The sequence below is a fragment of the Parvimonas sp. oral taxon 393 str. F0440 genome (assembly GCA_000223315.2).
In the GTDB taxonomy this organism is placed as follows: Bacteria; Bacillota; Clostridia; order Tissierellales; family Peptoniphilaceae; genus Parvimonas.
In genome coordinates this window covers 115,031-134,340 of record AFUS01000004.1, presented here as the reverse complement: position 1 = coordinate 134,340, position 19,310 = coordinate 115,031, and the positions used below count along the sequence as shown (strand labels likewise).

Annotated in this window: 19 protein-coding genes and 2 tRNA genes; 8 read left to right on the top strand and 13 right to left on the bottom strand. The window is 28.8% G+C overall.

Annotated features, from left to right (window positions below; genetic code table 11):
* Window positions 1-56: 56 nt before the first annotated feature.
* The 9 genes from HMPREF9127_RS01480 to HMPREF9127_RS01440 all read right to left on the bottom strand — a co-directional run bounded on the left by HMPREF9127_RS01480 (window position 57) and on the right by HMPREF9127_RS01440 (window position 8,079).
* Complete coding sequence (locus HMPREF9127_RS01480; RefSeq protein ID WP_009448033.1) at window positions 57-1,367, bottom strand: NCS2 family permease; 1,311 nt, start codon at window positions 1,365-1,367, stop codon at window positions 57-59.
* Between the two features lie 342 nt (window positions 1,368-1,709).
* Complete coding sequence (locus HMPREF9127_RS01475; protein WP_009447873.1) at window positions 1,710-2,324, bottom strand: SAP domain-containing protein; 615 nt, start codon at window positions 2,322-2,324, stop codon at window positions 1,710-1,712.
* Window positions 2,325-2,397: 73 nt separating this feature from the next.
* Window positions 2,398-3,327, bottom strand: a complete 930-nt coding sequence (locus HMPREF9127_RS01470) for an alpha/beta hydrolase (RefSeq protein WP_009447884.1) — start codon at window positions 3,325-3,327, stop codon at window positions 2,398-2,400.
* 252 nt (window positions 3,328-3,579) lie between these two features.
* Window positions 3,580-4,146 carry a TIM barrel protein gene (locus HMPREF9127_RS01465; protein WP_255261691.1) on the bottom strand — a complete coding sequence of 189 codons (567 nt, stop codon included), beginning with the start codon at window positions 4,144-4,146 and terminating at the stop codon, window positions 3,580-3,582.
* A gap of 11 nt (window positions 4,147-4,157) precedes the next feature.
* Window positions 4,158-4,364 (bottom strand): hypothetical protein, encoded by a 207-nt coding sequence (locus tag HMPREF9127_RS01460; protein ID WP_009448119.1) that lies wholly within the window; start codon window positions 4,362-4,364, stop codon window positions 4,158-4,160.
* Between the two features lie 291 nt (window positions 4,365-4,655).
* The gene (lipA, locus tag HMPREF9127_RS01455) at window positions 4,656-5,510 is read right to left on the bottom strand and encodes a lipoyl synthase (protein WP_009447757.1); all 855 of its coding nucleotides are present in this window, start codon (window positions 5,508-5,510) and stop codon (window positions 4,656-4,658) included.
* 10 nt (window positions 5,511-5,520) lie between these two features.
* Window positions 5,521-6,507 (bottom strand): lipoate--protein ligase, encoded by a 987-nt coding sequence (lplA, locus tag HMPREF9127_RS01450; RefSeq protein WP_009447782.1) that lies wholly within the window; start codon window positions 6,505-6,507, stop codon window positions 5,521-5,523.
* Window positions 6,508-6,604: 97 nt separating this feature from the next.
* The gene (locus HMPREF9127_RS01445; RefSeq protein WP_009447821.1) at window positions 6,605-7,408 is read right to left on the bottom strand and encodes a metal ABC transporter permease; all 804 of its coding nucleotides are present in this window, start codon (window positions 7,406-7,408) and stop codon (window positions 6,605-6,607) included.
* Window positions 7,408-8,079, bottom strand: a complete 672-nt coding sequence (locus HMPREF9127_RS01440) for a metal ABC transporter ATP-binding protein (protein ID WP_009448363.1) — start codon at window positions 8,077-8,079, stop codon at window positions 7,408-7,410. The genes HMPREF9127_RS01445 and HMPREF9127_RS01440 overlap by 1 nt, the downstream gene beginning before the upstream one ends.
* Before the next feature lie 262 nt (window positions 8,080-8,341).
* Here HMPREF9127_RS01440 and HMPREF9127_RS01435 point away from each other — a divergent pair, with 262 nt between their 5' ends.
* The 8 genes from HMPREF9127_RS01435 to HMPREF9127_RS01400 all read left to right on the top strand — a co-directional run bounded on the left by HMPREF9127_RS01435 (window position 8,342) and on the right by HMPREF9127_RS01400 (window position 12,721).
* The gene (locus HMPREF9127_RS01435; protein WP_009448114.1) at window positions 8,342-8,842 is read left to right on the top strand and encodes a Fur family transcriptional regulator; all 501 of its coding nucleotides are present in this window, start codon (window positions 8,342-8,344) and stop codon (window positions 8,840-8,842) included.
* 83 nt (window positions 8,843-8,925) lie between these two features.
* A tRNA-His gene (locus HMPREF9127_RS01430) sits at window positions 8,926-9,002 on the top strand.
* 5 nt (window positions 9,003-9,007) lie between these two features.
* A tRNA-Leu gene (locus HMPREF9127_RS01425) sits at window positions 9,008-9,091 on the top strand.
* Between the two features lie 81 nt (window positions 9,092-9,172).
* Window positions 9,173-10,075: an exonuclease gene (locus HMPREF9127_RS01420; protein WP_009448226.1), complete on the top strand. Its 903-nt coding sequence runs from the start codon at window positions 9,173-9,175 to the stop codon at window positions 10,073-10,075.
* A gap of 100 nt (window positions 10,076-10,175) precedes the next feature.
* The gene (locus tag HMPREF9127_RS01415) at window positions 10,176-10,655 is read left to right on the top strand and encodes a CarD family transcriptional regulator (RefSeq protein ID WP_009447904.1); all 480 of its coding nucleotides are present in this window, start codon (window positions 10,176-10,178) and stop codon (window positions 10,653-10,655) included.
* A 9-nt stretch (window positions 10,656-10,664) separates the two neighbouring features.
* Window positions 10,665-11,735 (top strand): PIN/TRAM domain-containing protein, encoded by a 1,071-nt coding sequence (locus tag HMPREF9127_RS01410; RefSeq protein ID WP_009448028.1) that lies wholly within the window; start codon window positions 10,665-10,667, stop codon window positions 11,733-11,735.
* Between the two features lie 85 nt (window positions 11,736-11,820).
* Window positions 11,821-12,255, top strand: a complete 435-nt coding sequence (locus HMPREF9127_RS01405) for a hypothetical protein (protein WP_009447862.1) — start codon at window positions 11,821-11,823, stop codon at window positions 12,253-12,255.
* A 109-nt stretch (window positions 12,256-12,364) separates the two neighbouring features.
* A complete protein-coding gene (locus HMPREF9127_RS01400; protein ID WP_009448084.1) occupies window positions 12,365-12,721 on the top strand; it encodes a hypothetical protein in 357 nt (118 codons plus the stop codon).
* 122 nt (window positions 12,722-12,843) lie between these two features.
* Here the strand turns inward: HMPREF9127_RS01400 and HMPREF9127_RS01395 are convergent, their stop codons facing one another.
* From HMPREF9127_RS01395 to HMPREF9127_RS01380, 4 genes are all read right to left on the bottom strand, one after another.
* Window positions 12,844-13,041, bottom strand: a complete 198-nt coding sequence (locus HMPREF9127_RS01395; protein WP_009448133.1) for a putative Se/S carrier protein — start codon at window positions 13,039-13,041, stop codon at window positions 12,844-12,846.
* A 55-nt stretch (window positions 13,042-13,096) separates the two neighbouring features.
* Window positions 13,097-14,371, bottom strand: coding sequence for a double-cubane-cluster-containing anaerobic reductase (locus tag HMPREF9127_RS01390; protein WP_009448336.1), 1,275 nt, complete (start codon window positions 14,369-14,371; stop codon window positions 13,097-13,099).
* Between the two features lie 23 nt (window positions 14,372-14,394).
* Complete coding sequence (locus tag HMPREF9127_RS01385; RefSeq protein WP_009448408.1) at window positions 14,395-15,210, bottom strand: 2-hydroxyacyl-CoA dehydratase family protein; 816 nt, start codon at window positions 15,208-15,210, stop codon at window positions 14,395-14,397.
* Window positions 15,211-15,545: 335 nt separating this feature from the next.
* Window positions 15,546-19,187, bottom strand: a complete 3,642-nt coding sequence (locus HMPREF9127_RS01380) for a hypothetical protein (RefSeq protein WP_009447793.1) — start codon at window positions 19,185-19,187, stop codon at window positions 15,546-15,548.
* Window positions 19,188-19,310: the final 123 nt, after the last annotated feature.

Below are 19,310 nucleotides of genomic sequence, written 5' to 3'. Positions count from 1 at the left end.
AATCAACTAAAAAAATGAGTCTTAAAGACCCATTTTTAAATAATAATATTTTTTTATTACATAAATGCTTCTGCTACAAATTTTAATATAAATAGTAAAGCTAAAATATATACAACAGGAGAAGCTTCTTTTCTTCTACCTGAAACTAATTTTAATATTGCATAAGAAACTATACCAAAAACAATTCCGTTTGCGATTGAGTATGATAGAGGCATCATAATAATAGTCAAAAATGCTGGTAGTGCTTCTGTATAGTCATCAAAGTTAATTTTCTTAACTCCTGTAATCATAAATAATCCTACTACAATTAATGCAGAAGATGTTGCATAAGTTGGAATAACTGCAAAAATAGGTTGGAAAATTAAAGCTAGTAGGAAAAGGCAAGCTGTTACTATCGCTGTAAGTCCTGTTCTTCCACCTTCAGCAACTCCCGCTGCACTTTCAACAAATGTAGTTACTGTTGATGTTCCAAGCATTGCTCCTACTGTTGTTCCTATTGAATCTGCAAAAAGTGCTTGTCTTGCTTTAGGTAAATTGCCGTCTTTATCCAACATATCAGCCTTTGATGCAACTCCTACTAAAGTTCCAACCGTGTCGAATAAATCAACGAATAAAAATGCAAAAAGAGCTACAAACATTTCTGTGGATAAAATTTTACTGAAATCAAATTTCATAAAAATAGGTGCAATACTTGAAGGCTTTCCTATGACAGCCTTTGGAAGTTCAGAAACCCCACAGATTATTGATACTATTGTAGTAGCTATCATTCCAAATAGAATTGCTCCCGGAACTTTTTTTACAAGTAAGAAAATAGTAAATAAGATACCAAAAATTGTGATTAATGATGTCGCACTTGTAATTGTTCCAAGATCAAGAGGTATTCCCTTTCCTTGTTTAACAAGTCCCGCTTGATATAATCCTAAAAATGCAATAAAGATACCGATACCTGCACTTACTGCTTGTTTAAGTGAATATGGCATAGCATTTACAATCATCTCTCTAACTTTTGTAAAAGTTAAAATTAAAAATACAATACCTTCTAATAAAACAGCTGTTAATGCGAATTGCCAACTATATCCTTTACCAATTACGATTGTATAAGCAAAGTATGCATTTAAACCCATACCAGGAGCTAATGCAAAAGGATAATTAGCAAGAAGTGCCATTATGACTGTTCCTATAAATGATGCAATAGCTGTTGTTGTAAATACAGCTCCCTTATCCATTCCGGCTTCAGATAAAATCGCAGGGTTTACAACTAATATGTACGCCATAGTCATAAAGGTAGTAATACCTGCTAAAACTTCTGTTCTAACAGATGTTTTGTGTTCTTTGAGTTTGAAAAAGTTTTCAAAAAATGTACTCATAATTCCTCCTAAAAAAATTTTAAAAACAAAAAAATAACTCTTAAAAAATTAACAGCCAAAAAATAAACGCCCAAAAAGTAGGCTTCAAGCGAAACCTACCTTCTGGGCTTTTCTCCCTTAGGTGTAGTGCATAGCACCTGCACAGCTTGGACCTGCAAGAAAAATCTTCGGAACCCTATGTGCACTTTCTCTTTGAGTTATCAATATCACATCAATATAATAACAGTAAATAATTCTTTTGTCAATATCTATTTATTAGCTAATATTCTCAATTTAATTTTAAAAAAGGAATAACAATTCTTTACGATTTAATATTCCTTTATTAGTCTGATTAACAGGTATTTATTTTCGATATTCCTTTACTTTACGAGAATACTTATCCAACAATTCTCTCGAATATTTTTTTTCGTTTTTTGAATCTTTAGCCTCTTTCCAAAGAATAGAAGCAACTTTTAACTTATTCGAATAGTCTAAACTAGATTTATCTGAGCAAAAGTCTTTTAAAAATTGATTCCATTCACAAACTGAATTATCATACTTTGCATAATCAGATTTTCCATAATACACATTTAGCATATCCTTAATTGTAAAATTCAAATCTTTATCTTTTTTTACTTTTCTCCAAGATGTCGCCATATCAGCATTAAATTTAAATGGTGATATTCCTGTTAAACTAGAAAAGTATTCTCTAAACTTTGCATTAAAGGAAAAACCACACTCAAGTAATGGCGTATCTAGAGTAATATTTTCTACTTTCTTCTTTTCTTTTGTTATTACAGTCTTTTTAATGACATTTCCTTTAAAATACTCCTCAATAATACAATTGAGTTCTTGTTTTGTCCCTCTATATTCTAAACCCAGTAATTTACATATTTGAGAAAGTTCTTCACGATACCAATAATATTTACAAAATTCTTCAAACGATTTAATTTTGTGAAACTCCGGTCTTTTTTTCAATGTTTTTCCTCCAATAAATAGCAATTAAAACTAAAGAGGAGTAACTTTTAATATAACTCCTCTTTATCCTCCCTTAGTTATTTTCATATATACTTTCTAAAAATTTATAGATATCAAGATATACCTTCTCTTTTCCAATTTCATTTAAAATTTCATGTCTCATTTGTGCATAGAGTTTTATTTTTACATTTTTCATTCCAACTTTTTTGTACAATCTATAACTTTCTAAAACACCTTTACCATAATCTCCTACCGGATCAGATTTTCCGGAAATAAAAAGAATAGGTAAATCTTTATTTATATTTTCAACATTCTTTTTATAAGACATCTCTTTTATCAAAGTTAACAAATCCAAATAGAAAGTATTTGTACATAAAAATCCACAATCTTTATCTAAAATATAATCTTCAACCGCTTTTTCATCTCTTGTAAGCCAATCGAAATCGGTACTTTTATTTTTTATTCTGGAATTATATCCTTTAAAGGCAAGTTTGTTTATAAAAGCACTCTTTTTAGTCCCGTTTTTTCCACTCAAAACTTTAGCTAATAATATTCCTATTCTATGTTTTATACCACAAAGTTCAGTAGTTCCACAAATAATCGCTCCATCTACACAATCAGAATATTTATTCAAAAAATTTCTAACGATAAGCGAACCCATACTATGTCCAAATATTACAATTTGTTTATCCGGAAATTCTTTTTTAATATATTTATTAAGGTCATGAACATCTTCAACCAATTTGATATATCCATCTTCATCTGCAATATGCCCTTTTAGTCCTTCATCTTCACAAGTTTTTCCATGTCCTCTATTGTCCATTCCAAAGACTCTAATTCCCTGTTTTTCCAAAAATTGAGCAAAGTCTTTATATCTTCTTATATGTTCTTCCATTCCATGACAAATTTGCACAATCATTTTAGGATTTTTTAAATTTTCAGAAAAATCGACACAATATAAGCTTTTGTCATCAATACTTGAATTTATATAAAACTCTTTCATAAAACACCTCATAATCACAAGTTACAATTATTTTACCACAAATTACTTAATAAATATAGTGTCTTGGTTGTTTCACAATAAAAACCCCACCATCCCACGATGCTTCGCATCGGGCGGGTACCCGGGAACCTTGTTGTTTCACAATAAAAAACTTATTTTTACAATATTATGACACAACTGTTATAAGAGAAAATGTATAAAAAAGAAAATATTTTGTATAATTGTAATATCAAAAAATTCCATTCTAATTTTCTATATTTCTTTTAACTTTTTAACAGTTCTTCTAATTTTATCAATATCAAAATCTCTATATTCAATTACAAAAGGAACTTCTGAATTTAATTTTAATATGTTTCTAATAATAAATTCATAATTCACAGTTCCTGTTCCTAACTCTTTATGCGAATCTATGTCTCCATTATTATCATGAATATGAACCCCGATAATATAATTGTAGAGTTCATTCAAATTGTCATTATAATATGCTACATTATAGTGTCCTAAATCAAATAAAAATTTAAAATCTTTAACTCCATCCACTATTTTTTTGATATCTCTAAAATCATCCCCCAATAACAACTTACCATTTTTTTGATATGGTAAATTTTCAATACCAATAGGTGTCAAAAATTTATTATTTTCATAAAATTTCCTAAAATCTTCAATTAACAACTCAATCCTATCAGTCATTTTTGCTCTTCCAGATCCACACTCTCCAATATGTAATGTCAACCATTTAGCAGATGTTTTATCACATAAATTCAAAAAATCTCTTAATATATCAAAAGATGTCATTTTTAATCTGTTAACTTTCTCAATGAAATTGAGCCCTAAAGTTCCATGATAACTAATACTAATATTATTATTTTTTTTAATTCTGAAACAAATTTTACAAAATCCTTTGAAAAATAGTAGCTATCTATGTCAGAATTCTTTATCTGAATTTCAAAATGTTTTATACCCATACTAAGAAGTAAATTTACCAATTCTTTATCAAATAGATATTCTATTTTTTCAATTTTTAATCCTATTATCATAACTAACCCCATCTACATAACTTTTCAAACTTCCATTACTATTTTATTATTTTATGTACATTAAAATTTCTATCCAAATAAAACTCTTGATAATTGATTTATTATATTATTAGAGTTTCTTTCAAAAAACATTTTCTCTATATTATTTTAATATAGATTATTGATATTAAAGATATTCTATACTTTTCAAAAAATTTTGTCAACAATTTGTAATAACTATATAATAAGTAAATTACTTTATATATTTTATAAAAAAACTCATTTCTACAATCGTAAAAATGAGTTCTATAATTAAAGTGCTTCTGCGTGATATGAGCTTCTTACCAGTGGTCCTGAGTTTACTCTTAAAAATCCCATCTTAAAAGCTATATCTCTATATCTATCAAATTGTTGTGGATGGACATATTCCTTAACAGCTATATGGAATTTTGTTGGTTGTAAATATTGTCCAACAGTTACCATATCGCATCCTACTTCTCTAAGAGCCTTGAAAACTTCAACAACTTGTTCTTCAGTTTCTCCAAAACCCACCATAAGTCCTGATTTTGTTTTAAGTCCACATTCCTTTGCATATCTTAAAACCTCTAAACTTCTTTGGAAGTTTGCAGCAGGTCTTACTTTTGGATAGAATGCAGGGATTGTTTCAACATTGTGGTTTAAAACATCCGGTCTTGTTTCATAGATAATATCCATTAATTCTTTTCTTCCTGACATATCCGGAATTAAAAGTTCTATTGTAGTTTCAGGATTATACTTTCTACATTGTCTTACAACTTCTGCAAATTGATTTGCTCCTTCATCCGGTAAATCATCTCTTGTTACTGATGTTACTACAGCATGTTTTAATCCTAAAATTTGAACTGCTTTAGCAAGATTTTCAGGTTCATTTAAATCAACGGGATCCGGAGTATGTCTTGTTACATTACAAAAAGTACAATTTCTTGTACAGTTTCTCCCTAAAATCATGAAAGTCGCAGTCCTTCTTGAATAACATTCCATCTTATTAGGACAATTTGCTTCATGACAAACAGTATGTAAGTTTAAACCTTCAACCATACTTTCAACATCAGTTGTATTCTTGTCTCCCTGAATTTTTAGTTTTAACCATTCAGGTTTTCTCATTATTTCTGCTTTTTTTCTTAGCATATTACACCTCTTAAAACAATTTAATTATATCATCAATAAAGACTTCTTTATCCATTGACTTAATATATCTGTCAAGCTCAATATCTTTAAGGGCTTCTTCAATTGACTCTTTAGAACATTGAACTCCTCTTAATATACTACACAATTTATCTATACCCAATTCACTAAAGAAATCCCCTTCAATTGAAATGTCTTTAATCCGTCCATTTTCAATATCAAGTCCAATTTCTACAACTCCACAGGAATATTTTTCGGCTTTTCTGTTCTTTTTTAAAGAGCCATTTCCATAATTCCAATCTTTTGTAGCAAAAAGAGAATCTCTAATTTCATAGATTTTTTTCATCTCTTCTTCAGTTAAAATCGTAGTACCTGTAATTTTGTATTCTTCTTTTATATATTCTATCGCTTTATCCATAAAATTTTCAACATTTAATTCAATCATATCGCCTATAAATCCAACTCTGGATCTTACCGATTGAACAGCTTTGCCTTTAAATTTTATATCTCTCGATTTTAAAGAATTAGTTAAATTATACAGATTTGCTTTAAACAAAAAAGTTCCATGATGTAAAATCTTTTCTTTGTTTTGATATTGAGCATTCCCACTTACCTTTGCTCCGTCTATTTGAATATCATTTCTTCCTGTAAACTCTGCATTAAGTCCCAAAGATTTCAAGAAATTAACAACAGGCTTTGCAAATTTTTTAAAAGAAGAATCTACATCATCTCCGGTTTTTTTAGTTATAAAACTATATTGCATATTTTCCGTATCACAATATATTGCACCACCACCGGATAATCTTCTAATTACATCCATATTATTTGCATTTGTAAAATCTAAATTTACTTCCAAATCAATATTTTGATATCTTCCAATCAAAATACAAGGTCTATTTCTCCAAAGCATAAAAATATCTTCATCATAATTTTCCATTAGATAAAGCTCGATTGCATGATTTAATGCGGGATCAAAATTTTTATTTTCAACAAAAATCATATTATCTCTCCATAAATTAATTTTAACACAACTATATTTTACCACAAATTAAGTTATAAAAATAGTGCACAAAAAAAGAAAACCAATATGATTTTCTTTAAATTTTTAATAGCTTTCTTAAATTTTGAAAAATTACTATTATAAAAAGCACGGCAATTCCGGTTAATACCATTGTTCCGCCGGGTTTTAATCCTTGATAAAATGAAATTACAATTCCTGCTATTGTAAAAGTCATTCCAAATAATATAGAGTAAATAACAGTTTGAAAATAAGATTTTGAAATTCTTAAAGCACAGGCTACAGGAACAACCATAAGAGAAGAAACCATTAAAACTCCAACAGTTCTTGAAGCGATAGAAATAGAAAGAGAAATTAAAAATGTAAAAATTATATTTACAGTTTGAACTTTAATTCCTGCAAGTCTTGCTCCGACTTCATCAAAAGAAACATATAATAAAGCCTTGTAAAGCACTGTGAAAACTGTTATTACAATAAAAAATACCAATGTAACTAAAATAACTTCAAAATCACTTATAGCCACAATACTCCCAAATAAAAAGCTGTTAAAATTGGCTGCCCCCTTTACGAAATCAGAAAGAACTGCAGCAAGTCCAATTCCTAAACTCATCATTATTGCTGTTGATATATCTGAATTTTTCGGAAAATATCTTCTCATAATCTCTATGGAAAAACTTGCAATCGCACAGGAAATTATAGCAGTAATAATCGGATTTACTCTAAAAATAAGACCAATTGTAACACCCGCAAGAGAAACATGGGAAAGAGCATCTCCAATCATAGAATTTCTCTTATTTACCATAACAACCCCAATGCAAGGTATAACAATGGATAGCATAATTCCAACTAAAAAAGCTCTTCTCATAAATTCAAGTTGAAACATTATCTTACCACCACTTTCTTATCTTTTATTTCCACAACCTTTGTCAAATTATCTTTCATAATCTCAAGCTCGTGAGTTACAAGTAAAATTGTAATTCCATGCACTCTGTTGAGATGAGTTAAAATTTTAAAAAGTTGATTTTTACTTTCCTTGTCAATTCCCGTTGTAGGTTCATCAAAAATTAAAATCTTTGGATTATTTATCAAAGATTTTGCAATCATAATTCTCTGTTGTTGCCCACCACTCATTTTATTTATAGGTGTATTGGCAAAATCAAGCATATTAACTTGAGATAATGCCCTCTTTGCTAGTTCAATATGGCTTTTTCTAGAAAACTTAAAAAAGCCCATTTTTTCGTAAAGATTTAAAGTTACAATCTCCATAGCAGTTATGGGAAAATTAGGTATATTACTCGCATTTATCTGTGGAACATATCCAATTGTATTCCATTCTTTAAAATTTTTAATATTCGTATCTTCTATAAATATCTCTCCACTTGAAGGATTAAGCTCCCTTAAAATCAATTTGAGTAAAGTTGATTTCCCACTCCCATTTGCTCCGATTATAGCGATAAAATCTTTCTCTTGAATATCAAAAGAAAGATTTTCCAAAACATTAATACCTCCACTGTAAGAGAAAGACAGATTTTTTATTGAAATAATATTTTTCAAATCATTCTCCTATTTGTATCTTCAACTGTGGCTTTTAAATTTTTTCCATAAGTTGAATATATTCTTTATTTTTTTCTATTCATTATTTACATTAGCTTTGCCACATACTGAAAAAAGTGATATAATAATGGCAAAGGAAATGATTTTAGTTATGATTTTTTCGTAATTTCTCCTTTTAAGAGCACTTATTTGCAAATAGCACTCATTTACATACAGTATTATATACCCATTTCATCTAAAAATCAAGCAAAGGAGAGTATTTATGAAAAAAGCTTTTTTGAAAATTCTAAAAGATAATGACTTAAAAATTACAAAAAACAGATTAGCAATTCTAAAAGAATTAGAAAAAAGAGAAGTTCCTACAACTGCTGAAGATATTTACAATGCTATCTCAACAAAGGGCGAAAAATTCAGCATTTCAAGTATCTATAGAGCATTGAATCAATTTTGCGAAAAAAATATTGCAAAAAGAACTGCAGAAATAGACGGAACTACATATTATCAATTAAATAGCGGACATATCCACAGTTTAATTTGTGAAAAATGTAAAAAAATAATTCCAATAAACCATTGCCCAATACATAGCTTAATTGACGATATTGAACATAAAACTGATTTTATCGTAACAGGTCATCATTTAGAAATAAAAGGTATTTGCAAAAATTGTCAAGAAAAACTCACAGAAGAAGAGCTGGAATGTATTAAAGATTCCAGCAAAGAAGTACATAGTAATCACAAATGTAAAGATGAACATTGTATATAAATATTAAAAATTTTTAAAAAGTATTGACAAATTTTTTATAAATTGATATAATATACAGGCATTCAGAATGAATGTAAAGTTTGGTGGGTGTGGCCTAGCTGGTTAGGGCGTCAGATTGTGGCTCTGAAGGTCATGGGTTCGAATCCCATCATCCACCCCATATATGCAGGAATGGCGGAACTGGCAGACGCGCTAGACTTAGGATCTAGTGTCATTGACGTGGGGGTTCAAGTCCTCTTTCCTGCACCATTTCTATTACTGTAGAAGTATTAAAAAAGTAGAGTTTTGACTCTACTTTTTTTCTTTTTTAAATTTAAGAAAGGAGTTGTTATGAAAAAAGTTGTAAATATTGAAAAAACTGACTCTGATTTTGAAGATTATATTTTATTTGATATAGAAACAACAGGTCTTAATAGAACTAAAGACTTTATGTATATGTTCGGAATTTGCGAGAAAAAAGGAAAAAATTTAATCTATTCTCAATACTATATTGAAGACGAAGCAGAAGAAAAAGAGCTGATTTTAACAGTAAAAGAGCTTTTAAAATCAAAAAAAGTCATCTCATACAATGGAGATAGGTTTGACTTTCCATTTATCAGAAAAAAAATGGAAAAATACAATATTCTAAAAATTGATTTTCAAAATATAGATATTTATAGACAATTCCAAAAACTTAACTTTTTTCTAGATGAACCTAGTCTAAAGGCTATTAATTTGGGAAAAAGACTTGGATTTGACGTTCATGACCATGTTAATCAACAAGAAATGCCTAAAATCTACAAGATGTATCAAGAGCTTAAAGATAAAGAGATGCTGTCAAAGCTGATTTACCACAATTATATTGACCTTAAAGTTTTAAGTTATATCTATGAGTATAAAGAAAGCATTTTAAACAAAATTTTAACTATTAATAACAAAAAATTTAAAGGAATTTTAAAAACAATTTATATTCAAAAAAATTATCTTATAATAAGACTTTTTAATATAAAAAATATAGATATAAATTTTCACGAAAGCAATTACAGTATTACAAGCAATAAAGATGAAATAAAAATCACTTTGGAATTAGAAAGTGGAATAATTGAAAACAATATAAAAGCTAAAGTTTTTAAATCAAAATATGAAAATAAAATCTTTAAAGAATCTTCAAATTTAAATGAAAACTTTGTTCTTATAATAAAAAATAACAAAATAATAAAAGAAAATTTACTCCTTTTATTAAACTTAATCTAATAATGTTAAGTTCTAAACAATCCTTTAATTTTTTTATAATTTGGTGTATAATAGTATTGGAGGTTGTTATGTAGTTAGGGTTTTATTTTAGGAGTTTGCTATGGATGTTGGAGACAGAATATTTTATCCTATGCATGGAGCAGGATTGGTTAAAAGCATAGAAATCAAAAGTTTCGGCGATAATTGTGAAAGATTTTATGTTATAGAACTCCCTTTTGAGCAAAATTTACATATTTTTATTAAAGAAAAAGATATTGATAAATTTGAATTTAGAGAGCTCGTAAACGAAGACACCCTTGATAGAGTTTACAATTATATTAATAATGAGAAATGCCCTATGCCAAACAATTGGATTCAAAGATATAGAGAAAACACACAAAAGCTTAAGTCTTCTGATATTTTCGAAATTGCTTATGTTTTTAAAGGTTTGGCTGTTAGAAACGAAAAGGGTAAACTTTCTCTAAAAGAATTATTCATGTTAAACCTTGCAAAGCGAATTTTGATTTCAGAATTTGTAATGGTAAGTGGTTTTCCAAAAAACAAAATAAATAAAATTATAGATTATTCTATAGAACATTAGGAGGAAAGTATGTATAAAGTTTTAAGGTACTTGACCTTTGTTTTTGGTGGGCTTATTGGGATTTTATTAGCCTACGGAGTTGGTCAAGTTTTTGAGTTACGTTTAAGTAACCCTGTTATAGTTTCGATTTATTCGGTTTTTGCAATTATTTTTGGTATTATTTTTTATTTATTATTCCCCGCAATTTTAAAGAAACTAACAGGTAATTTTGATGTTATGATTAAAAAAGCTCAAAAGACACCAACTTCAGATTTTGTTATCGCAATCTTGGGACTTATAGTTGGTCTTGTTATAGCTTTCTTAATTTCATTACCTATTTCAAATATAAAATTTCCGGTTATCGGAAATTTATTGAGCGCAACAATTAGTATTTTTATATATGTTGCACTCGGATTTGTAGGAATTAAAATTGCAGTAGATAAAAAAGAAGAAATCTTGAAATTCAAAATTTTTTCAAAAGAAAAATCCAACAAAAAAGGGCATTCTTGTCCTAAAATATTAGATACTTCTGTTATTATTGACGGAAGAATTTACGATATAGTAAAAACAGGTTTTGTAGAAGGGCCAATTATAATTCCGATGTTTATGGTTAAAGAATTGCAATATATTGCCGATTCTGAAGATCCAAACAGAAGACAAAGAGGCAGACGCGGTCTTGATATTTTAGATTTGTTACAAAACGAAAAGAATATTGAAATAAAAATTGTAGATAAAGATTATAAGAATATTAAGGAAGTTGATCATAAACTTTTAAAATTGACAGAAGATTATAATGGTAAGTTAATTACTAATGACTATAATTTAAATAAAGTCGCATCACTTCAAAAAATTTCTATACTCAATGTAAATGAACTTGCACTTGCAGTTAAACCGGTTGTAATTCAAGGAGAAAAGCTTGTTGTTGAAGTCATTAATCGTGGTAAAGAGCCTGAACAAGGTCTTGGTTATCTTCCTGACGGAACTATGATTGTAGTTGAAGACGGAAAAGATTACATCGGACAGACAATAGAAACAACCGTTACAAGTATATTGCAAACACCTGCTGGTAAGATGATATTTACAAGAAAGAATTTAAAATAAAATATTTATTTCAAAGGAATTTATTTCACCATGCTTTATATAAAGTATGTTGATTTTTTAAAAAATTTATTGAAAGGAGAAATTTATGAACGAAAGAATCTACAAATCAACTTCTTTTCAATTTGTAAAAGAATTGATAACGTTGGTTATTGCTTGTGCATTTTTAGGCTTTATTTTACATTTCTTTGTCCAACTATATGTCAATGTAATAGTGGTAGCAATTGTAGGAATTGTGTCATTATATTTTACACTTAGTGATAAAAAATTATATGTTAAAGTTACTGATGAAACTTTAACAGTCGTAAAAGGCAAAAAAATTGATGAATATAATATAGAAGAATGTGCAATGAAAGCTAGAATAAAAAATAATGATATTCTAACTTTATATGTAACTGATTCAAATGATAATACTAAAAGTTATGATCTTTCATTATTAGGTTATAAACAATTTCAAAAGCTCATTGAAGATCTTACTATTATCGGAGATAAAGCGGAAGCAATAACGCTAAAAGCGGAATAAATATATAGGAGGACATTATGGATAATATTTCACAAATGATTAAAAATATGGGAGTTATGGCTTATATAATTCCTGCAGTTTTAATAGTTTATGTTATCGGAATCGTAATTTGGATGAAAAAAGAAAACAAGGATATGAAAAATGGCTTTCAGATCACCCTGATGCAGTTAAAATTTATTTATCTACAAGTTTTAGCCCTATCACTTCAAAATCTCTTGTAGGAAGAATTATAAGTCCAAATGCTTATCCGAGTATTGCTTATGAAGGAACTAAGTCTGTAATTTATGCATTACCGGGAACTGTTGATGTTGAGCTTACTTACAGTTATACAAGACCCGGAATACTTCATAAAAATGTAACTACAACTTGGGGTCCTACAAAACTTTCACTTGAAGTTGAAAAAGGCAAAACTTATTCTTTAGCTTTTGATAAAGAAGAAGAAACTTTTAAACTAAGTGTTCAATAATAATTGAAAGCAAAAAATTTGGCAATTAAAGTAGGATTTTTATATAAAAATAAAATTATAAAATTCTCATAGATAAAAGAAAAGCCCTTAACTTGTAACAAATACAAGCAGGGCTTTTCTTTTTAACAAAATTTCATTCTATTAGGATTTATATCCTTCTCTTTTTCATAAAATTTTAAAATCTCAATACCATTATCAGAAATTAACTTTTCAATTAATCCTTTATCTTCAATATCATAGAATAAAATACTTATTCCGCAACAATGATCTTCAGTTTTTGGAGTCGGCGCTATTGTACATTTTATTCCATTTTCCTTCATTAATCGATAAAGCTCCTGTCCATTTTTGGTATCTTTAAAAAAATATAATATAACATTAGCTTAACATCTCAATGAATGCACCAATTCTTGTTTTTAATTGTTCACTATCTGCATCCGTATAGTCAGTTTCGATTCCTAGAACAGGAATTTTTGCTTCTTTCAAAGCTCTTTCAACTATTGTTCCCTCTGTATCATAAAGTGTACAGAACTTCAAGTTTACATCAATAACTCCGTCAATATTATATTCTTTAACCAATCTTATTATGTCTTCAACTCTTTCAGTATTCGGAGTAAAACATGCACAGTTGATATTTCCTAAATATCTACGAGTTAAATTTTCAACCATTTCATCAATTGTATTTCCACTTTCATCAACAAGATGTTCAGAATATCTATTACCTGTACACATTTCTTCACAGACAATCATTCCACCTATATTTTCAACTATTTGGTGAATCTTCCAGTTTGGAATTGAAAGTGGAGTACCTGTAAGTAAAATTCTCTTTGTACCTTTTTTGAATACACTTACATTATTCTTTGCTCTTTCTTCAAGTTCGTCACAAAGTCTATTTACTTGTGCAGTAAATCTTACAGGGTCATCATAAAATGCTATTTGTGTAATAAGTAGTACATCTCTTCCTGAAATAGGTACATTTTCAAGTTTTCTAAAATTATTTAATCTTTGAAGTGCCTTTCTCTTGTTATTCAAAGTTACAATTGCATTTCTAAGGCTTTCTTCTGTAATTTTATTTCCAGTCAATTTTTCAAGTTCAGCCATATAGCCTTCTATTTCTTCTTTCCATTTAACAAAGTCTTTTTCTCTCTTCATTTGTGGAATATCCATTATATACATTGGAGCATCTTTTGCTAAAATTTCCCAAGCTTTTTTCTTTCCATCACAAGTTGTTTCTCCAACGAATAAATCGGCAATTCTAAAGAATGGACAAGTTCTGTCGAATCTTGCACCCAAAGATGCTTTAATCAACGGACAAGTAGATGTTGGAAGTACTTTTTCTCCACCCGGAACCCAAAATTGAGATCCGCTACATAGCCCTGTCGCAATAGCTCCTGCTGCAACTACAACTTCATCAGGAACATGGATACAGAAAGAGCCTACAACTTTCCCACCCTTCTTTTGAAATTCAATAAGTTCTGCAGGTCTAATTCCGTGAATTTCTGCAACTACCATATTGAAATAATCCATACTCTCAGGTCTGTTTTCTTGACTTAAAAAAACATCTCCAAATGCGACAGGTAAAACTTCGCATAAAATATCATGAGTATTAACGTCCATATCTAATTCTTCCCACATTTTTCTGTAATCAGCCATTTCTTGCCTCCTAAAATAAATTTTTATTTATTACCATAGGGACAATCTTGAAATACAATATCTAATTTCTCTTCTTTTTCTTGATTATACTTCTCTTTTAAAAATTCATAACCACTACTTTTATAAGTCTTAAAAACTTCTCCAAGACAAAAATTTTCTATGATTTTATAGTCCTTATATTTTTTATCAATATCGTCCAAAATCTGAATTGCTCTTGGAATATATAGTTTCTGCCTTTTTTTATCTACATCTTTAAAATTAGATAAAATTCTATCAATCATATTATTTTTTTCTTCCAAAGAGAAAATAAATTGAGTATAAAATTCGACTTCGTATAAAAATTTGGAGTCAATATCTGTTTTTGAAAGTTTTTCTAAATTTGAAGAAATATTTTTTGATAACTCAACGGCTTTTAAAAAATTTTTTTCAGAAAATTCTCGTTTATAGACTTCTTCTACTCTATTTTTTAACTCTCCCAAATTTTTGTCATAGAAAAAAATCTTATCTTTTAAATTATCTTTCAATATTTTTAAAAGTAAAGGACAAGAATTATCTACAACTATCAATTTTGCATTATAAAGTAAAGGGCATTTTTTAGTAATAGCATAAGTTAAAGTTGAATCAACTATGCTACACAAATCTTTTTCATTTGAATATTCCAATATGTATTTATCTACTCCGTCCAAAGGTAGAGGCACCAAGTCAAAGCCGTAAAATATTTCTTTCGGAACAGTTCTTCCCAAACAACCTATTATGTATATTTCGTTTTCTAAGCCCATTATTGTCTCTACAAAAGCATTTCGCCTAAGTTCCAAAACTTCTTCTCTCAAATTTTCCATAACCGTCATTGATATTAAATCATAACTCCTTAATTTATACTCGTTATTCTTTTAGACATTTTCAAGAAATTCTATGATAAAATAACTTTTAGCTATGTATCTGACTATTTTTAACACTCACCTCCGGCTTAAAATATTTGTTATTATTATTTAGCCAAATACAATACTTTATATATTTACATTTGTATTATAACACATATATATTACGTAGTAAAATTAGAATTATTAATTGAAAATACTTATTCATTATAATTATTTATAATATAATGCTGGTTTTATAATATTTATAAAAAAGAACTCCAATAAAAATATTGGAGTTCTTTATAATTACGATACTATCTTCTCTTTTTAGATATTACAGCTGTAGCAATTCCTAAAAGAACAGTAGGTAATAATGAGATTTGTGCAATACCTGTTCTAGCTAATTTTGGTTTTCTAGCAGTTCTGTTATCAGGTTTTACATCTTTTATAGGTTTATTATTGTCATTTCCCGGTTTGTTATTATCATCCCCAGGTTTACTGTTATCATTTCCCGGTTTGTTGTTATCTTCAGGTTTTTCAGCTCTATACTCTACTGCATATTTTGAAAAATGATTTGCAACAAATTTTATATAACCATCATTATGCACAAAAGTTAAAACTTCAAGCTTTCCGTCATCATCAACATAATAAAGTTGGTCTGCAATTTTTCCTTTTTCTTTAGGAATTTCAACCACATAATGTCCAACAGGTAAATTTACCTTTTCTTTTGTAACTGCATCTCTAAATGAAATATCAAATAATGAGACATTTTTACCTTTCAAAGAAGGAATTTGATTAGCATCTATTTTTTCAACTACAAGTTCCTTTCCGGCTAAATTCTTTCCTGTTACAGATATCTTAGTTTCTTCATCTGTAAGTGTAATTTCTTCTTCAGGATTTTCAGGTTTAACACCATCCAATTTTTCTGTCTTTTCCTTTAAATCCTTTGTTAATTTGTTTACATTTTCTTGACTTACAGGATTTTCTACAGCCTTAACAGCTTCTTCTAACGCTTTGTCAAATTCGTTTTTGATTTCTTCTGTAGCATATTTGTATTTATCTGTACCTTTTGCAGTATTCGCATTTGTTATTGCTTTATTTAATTCGTCAAGATTTATATTACTCTTATAGATAAAAGTTACTTCTTTAATATCTCTAACTTTTTCTTCGTGAATATGTCCAATTTCTTTTTCTTCAACACTTCCGTCGGCTCTAACAATCTTGTATTTTATAGCTTCAAAATTTGCATTATTTTCTATAGGTCTTACATTAAAAGATCTAAGTTTAGACCATTTATAACCTTTAACAGTCGCACCTTTGAAAACTAATTTTCCATCTTCTGTTTCATGTTTTACTGTTACTTCAGATATTTCATCTGCTGTCATATTTTCTTTTTTGCCAACTTTGTCATTTACAACAGTCGCTCTTACAAAAACTTCTTGGTCATAGTTTTCACCGTCAACAGCAACTAAGTATTTAAAAGTAACATCACCATTTGGATTAGTAGGGATTGTAACATTTCTTGGGCAAATAAGTTCAAACATTTGAGTATTTCCATTACCGTAAATTCCAGTACCGTCTGCACTTACCATTATGAAATTGTCCATACTGTCTGAAGTACCTTCATTTTGCAATGGATACCATTCTACTCCGTTTTCATCTACAATTTTTATCTTTGTCAAGGCTTTATTGAAATTAGCTCCAAACATAGTAACCCAAGTTTTTTTACTTTCTTGACCTACAGGAGTATATGTGTGAGTTACATCCGGTTGTTCTGTACCGCCACCTGATGTTCCATAAGATTGAATTGACATAAAACTTAAGATAGGTTTGTCAGTTATTTTATCAGTAGGTAAAACTGTTGCAACTAATCTTTTAGCCCTATTTTCCAATATATTTACTCCAATTGCTGAAGAATATGTCTTTCCATTATCCAATGATACCATGACTGAATAAGTTTCAGCTTTATCGGTTTTATTTTCAGGTAAGGTAAAACTTATAATTTGTTCAGTATTATTTACAACTTCTACATTTACATTTGCTGATTCTGTTATTTCTGAATTTGAAGTTTTATCCTTATTATTTATTAGAATTTTGACCTTAACAGCTTCACTTAAGTTTTCTCCAACTAATTTAACCTTTACATTTCCGCCGGCTTTAGTTAGAACTTCGCCTTCAACAAAATTAGCTTCATTTACCGTTGGGAAAGCATCTTTTATAAATTGTTCAAAAGCTCTATTTTCTCTGTTTTCCCCGTCTTTTATTATTCTTTCTTCAAATCTAATTGTCGCACCGATTTTAATATCTATTTTATTAGCCAAAGTTATGACAATTTTATCTCCAACAACTTCAACCTTATCTTCCGCTTTTAACTTTTCAAAATTGTCTGTTGTAGATTTTTTATAAGAAATACCGGCTTTTAAAGTTTCATTATCTTTAACTTCAAAAACTCTCTCATCAAATTTTACAGTTATTTTTGTCTTACTATTGTCAAGATATACATTACTTGGTAATAAATCTATAATATCTCCACTTTCTTCGCCACCTACAGTAACAGTAACCTCTTTATCATTTAATCTAATCTTATAAACTTCTTCCTTATTTGATTTTGCTTCAGGGAATTTTAAAGTTGCACTTTGAACTTTATTTGTTCCGTTGAAAGTGTAATCCATATTAATTTTATTTTCAACACCGTTTTCAACCTTAAAAATTTCAAGTTTAAGTTTATCAGACTCTAAATTTTCACCTTTTACAGTAATAGTATTAACCCCTCCTACCTTTGGCATATTAGGAGTTTTTACTTTAAGTTCATTTATTACCATATTATTTTCTTCAAATCCCGGAGCAACTGTAACAGTTACTGTCGGATTATCTTGAAATACTGTTTCAGACCCGTTTGTATTGAATTTTAAAGTATAAACTTGTTCACTTGTTGTATTATTTTTAGGAAAATCAATTGAAACAGTCTTTTTAGCCTTGTCCCCTGTTACTACAGCACTTTTTCCTAAATCAGTTGGTACATTATTTAATAAAACTTGAACCTTTACTTGATCAGCAGGAATATGATTGTCATTAATTCTTTTAGTAATTAATTCTAAATTTGCTTTTCCGCCCTCTGTTGGTAAGTTTTGATTTTCAGGTGTTACTCTGACGATTGCATTTTCATCATTATTTTGTTCAGAAGGAGCAACTTTAATAGTAACTGTCGGTTCAGCTTGAAAATCTGTTTCAGAGCCTTTTGCATTAAATTTTATAGTATAAACTTGTTCCTTAGAAGTAGTATTTTTAGGAAAATTCAAAGTAATTGTCTTTTTAGCTTTTTCACCTTTTACTTCTACATTTTTTCCTAATTCAGTTACAACCCCATCTAATGATATTTGAAGTTTTACATTTTCAGGAGAAATATGTTTATCATTAATTTTCTTAGTATATACAGTTAAATTTACTTCTCCACCTTCTGTTGGCAAATTTTCTTTATCTGCCATTGCATTTAAAATCGCATTTTCTTCAACAGGATTTGGTTGTTCAGGATTTACCGGAGGAACTACAACTCCACCACCGCCATTTGATGTACTCTTTCTAATTCTAACAAGCTTTTTAAATTCTTCATAAAATGAACCGGAATTACCATTTACACCAAAAGCAACTTCATATTGTATGCTTTTTCCTGTTTCATTTTTTGGAAAAGTTAAAGTAACTATTTTTCTACTTGAACTTTCTTTTGTTTCTTCAGAAAAAGTCATTGACTTTTCAACTTCTGTTAAACGTTCAGTACTTCCTTTAAGAACTACTTTCGCCTTAATGTCTTTTTCTTCCAGGTCGGATCCCTTAAGTGTGAAAGTTCTCTTTCCGTCCTCAGTAGGAGACATAACAGTTGAATCTTCAACTTCAGTTAAAGCACTTGTCTCTTTTGCATAACTACTTATTCCGATAGAACTGAATGTTATTGAAAACAAAAGTACAAATGCAAAGATTTTTTAAGCATTTTCATTACAATGCTACCTCCTTAAAAATATTTTATCACCTATAGATTATATATTATAAAAAATTTTTTTGCAAATATTTTATCAATCAATAAG

What these genes read in the sequence shown, in the direction of transcription:
- HMPREF9127_RS01480 (WP_009448033.1), bottom strand. Translation starts at nt 1,367, where the DNA reads ATGAGTACATTTTTTGAAAACTTTTTCAAACTCAAAGAACACAAAACA.
- HMPREF9127_RS01470 (WP_009447884.1), bottom strand. Translation starts at nt 3,327, where the DNA reads ATGAAAGAGTTTTATATAAATTCAAGTATTGATGACAAAAGCTTATAT.
- HMPREF9127_RS01460 (WP_009448119.1), bottom strand. Translation starts at nt 4,364, where the DNA reads ATGATAATAGGATTAAAAATTGAAAAAATAGAATATCTATTTGATAAA.
- lipA (WP_009447757.1), bottom strand. Translation starts at nt 5,510, where the DNA reads ATGCTAAGAAAAAAAGCAGAAATAATGAGAAAACCTGAATGGTTAAAA.
- lplA (WP_009447782.1), bottom strand. Translation starts at nt 6,507, where the DNA reads ATGATTTTTGTTGAAAATAAAAATTTTGATCCCGCATTAAATCATGCA.
- HMPREF9127_RS01445 (WP_009447821.1), bottom strand. Translation starts at nt 7,408, where the DNA reads ATGTTTCAACTTGAATTTATGAGAAGAGCTTTTTTAGTTGGAATTATG.
- HMPREF9127_RS01435 (WP_009448114.1), top strand. Translation starts at nt 8,342, where the DNA reads ATGAAAAAAGCTTTTTTGAAAATTCTAAAAGATAATGACTTAAAAATT.
- HMPREF9127_RS01420 (WP_009448226.1), top strand. Translation starts at nt 9,173, where the DNA reads ATGAAAAAAGTTGTAAATATTGAAAAAACTGACTCTGATTTTGAAGAT.
- HMPREF9127_RS01415 (WP_009447904.1), top strand. Translation starts at nt 10,176, where the DNA reads ATGGATGTTGGAGACAGAATATTTTATCCTATGCATGGAGCAGGATTG.
- HMPREF9127_RS01410 (WP_009448028.1), top strand. Translation starts at nt 10,665, where the DNA reads ATGTATAAAGTTTTAAGGTACTTGACCTTTGTTTTTGGTGGGCTTATT.
- HMPREF9127_RS01405 (WP_009447862.1), top strand. Translation starts at nt 11,821, where the DNA reads ATGAACGAAAGAATCTACAAATCAACTTCTTTTCAATTTGTAAAAGAA.
- HMPREF9127_RS01395 (WP_009448133.1), bottom strand. Translation starts at nt 13,041, where the DNA reads ATGAAGGAAAATGGAATAAAATGTACAATAGCGCCGACTCCAAAAACT.
- HMPREF9127_RS01390 (WP_009448336.1), bottom strand. Translation starts at nt 14,371, where the DNA reads ATGGCTGATTACAGAAAAATGTGGGAAGAATTAGATATGGACGTTAAT.
- HMPREF9127_RS01385 (WP_009448408.1), bottom strand. Translation starts at nt 15,210, where the DNA reads ATGGAAAATTTGAGAGAAGAAGTTTTGGAACTTAGGCGAAATGCTTTT.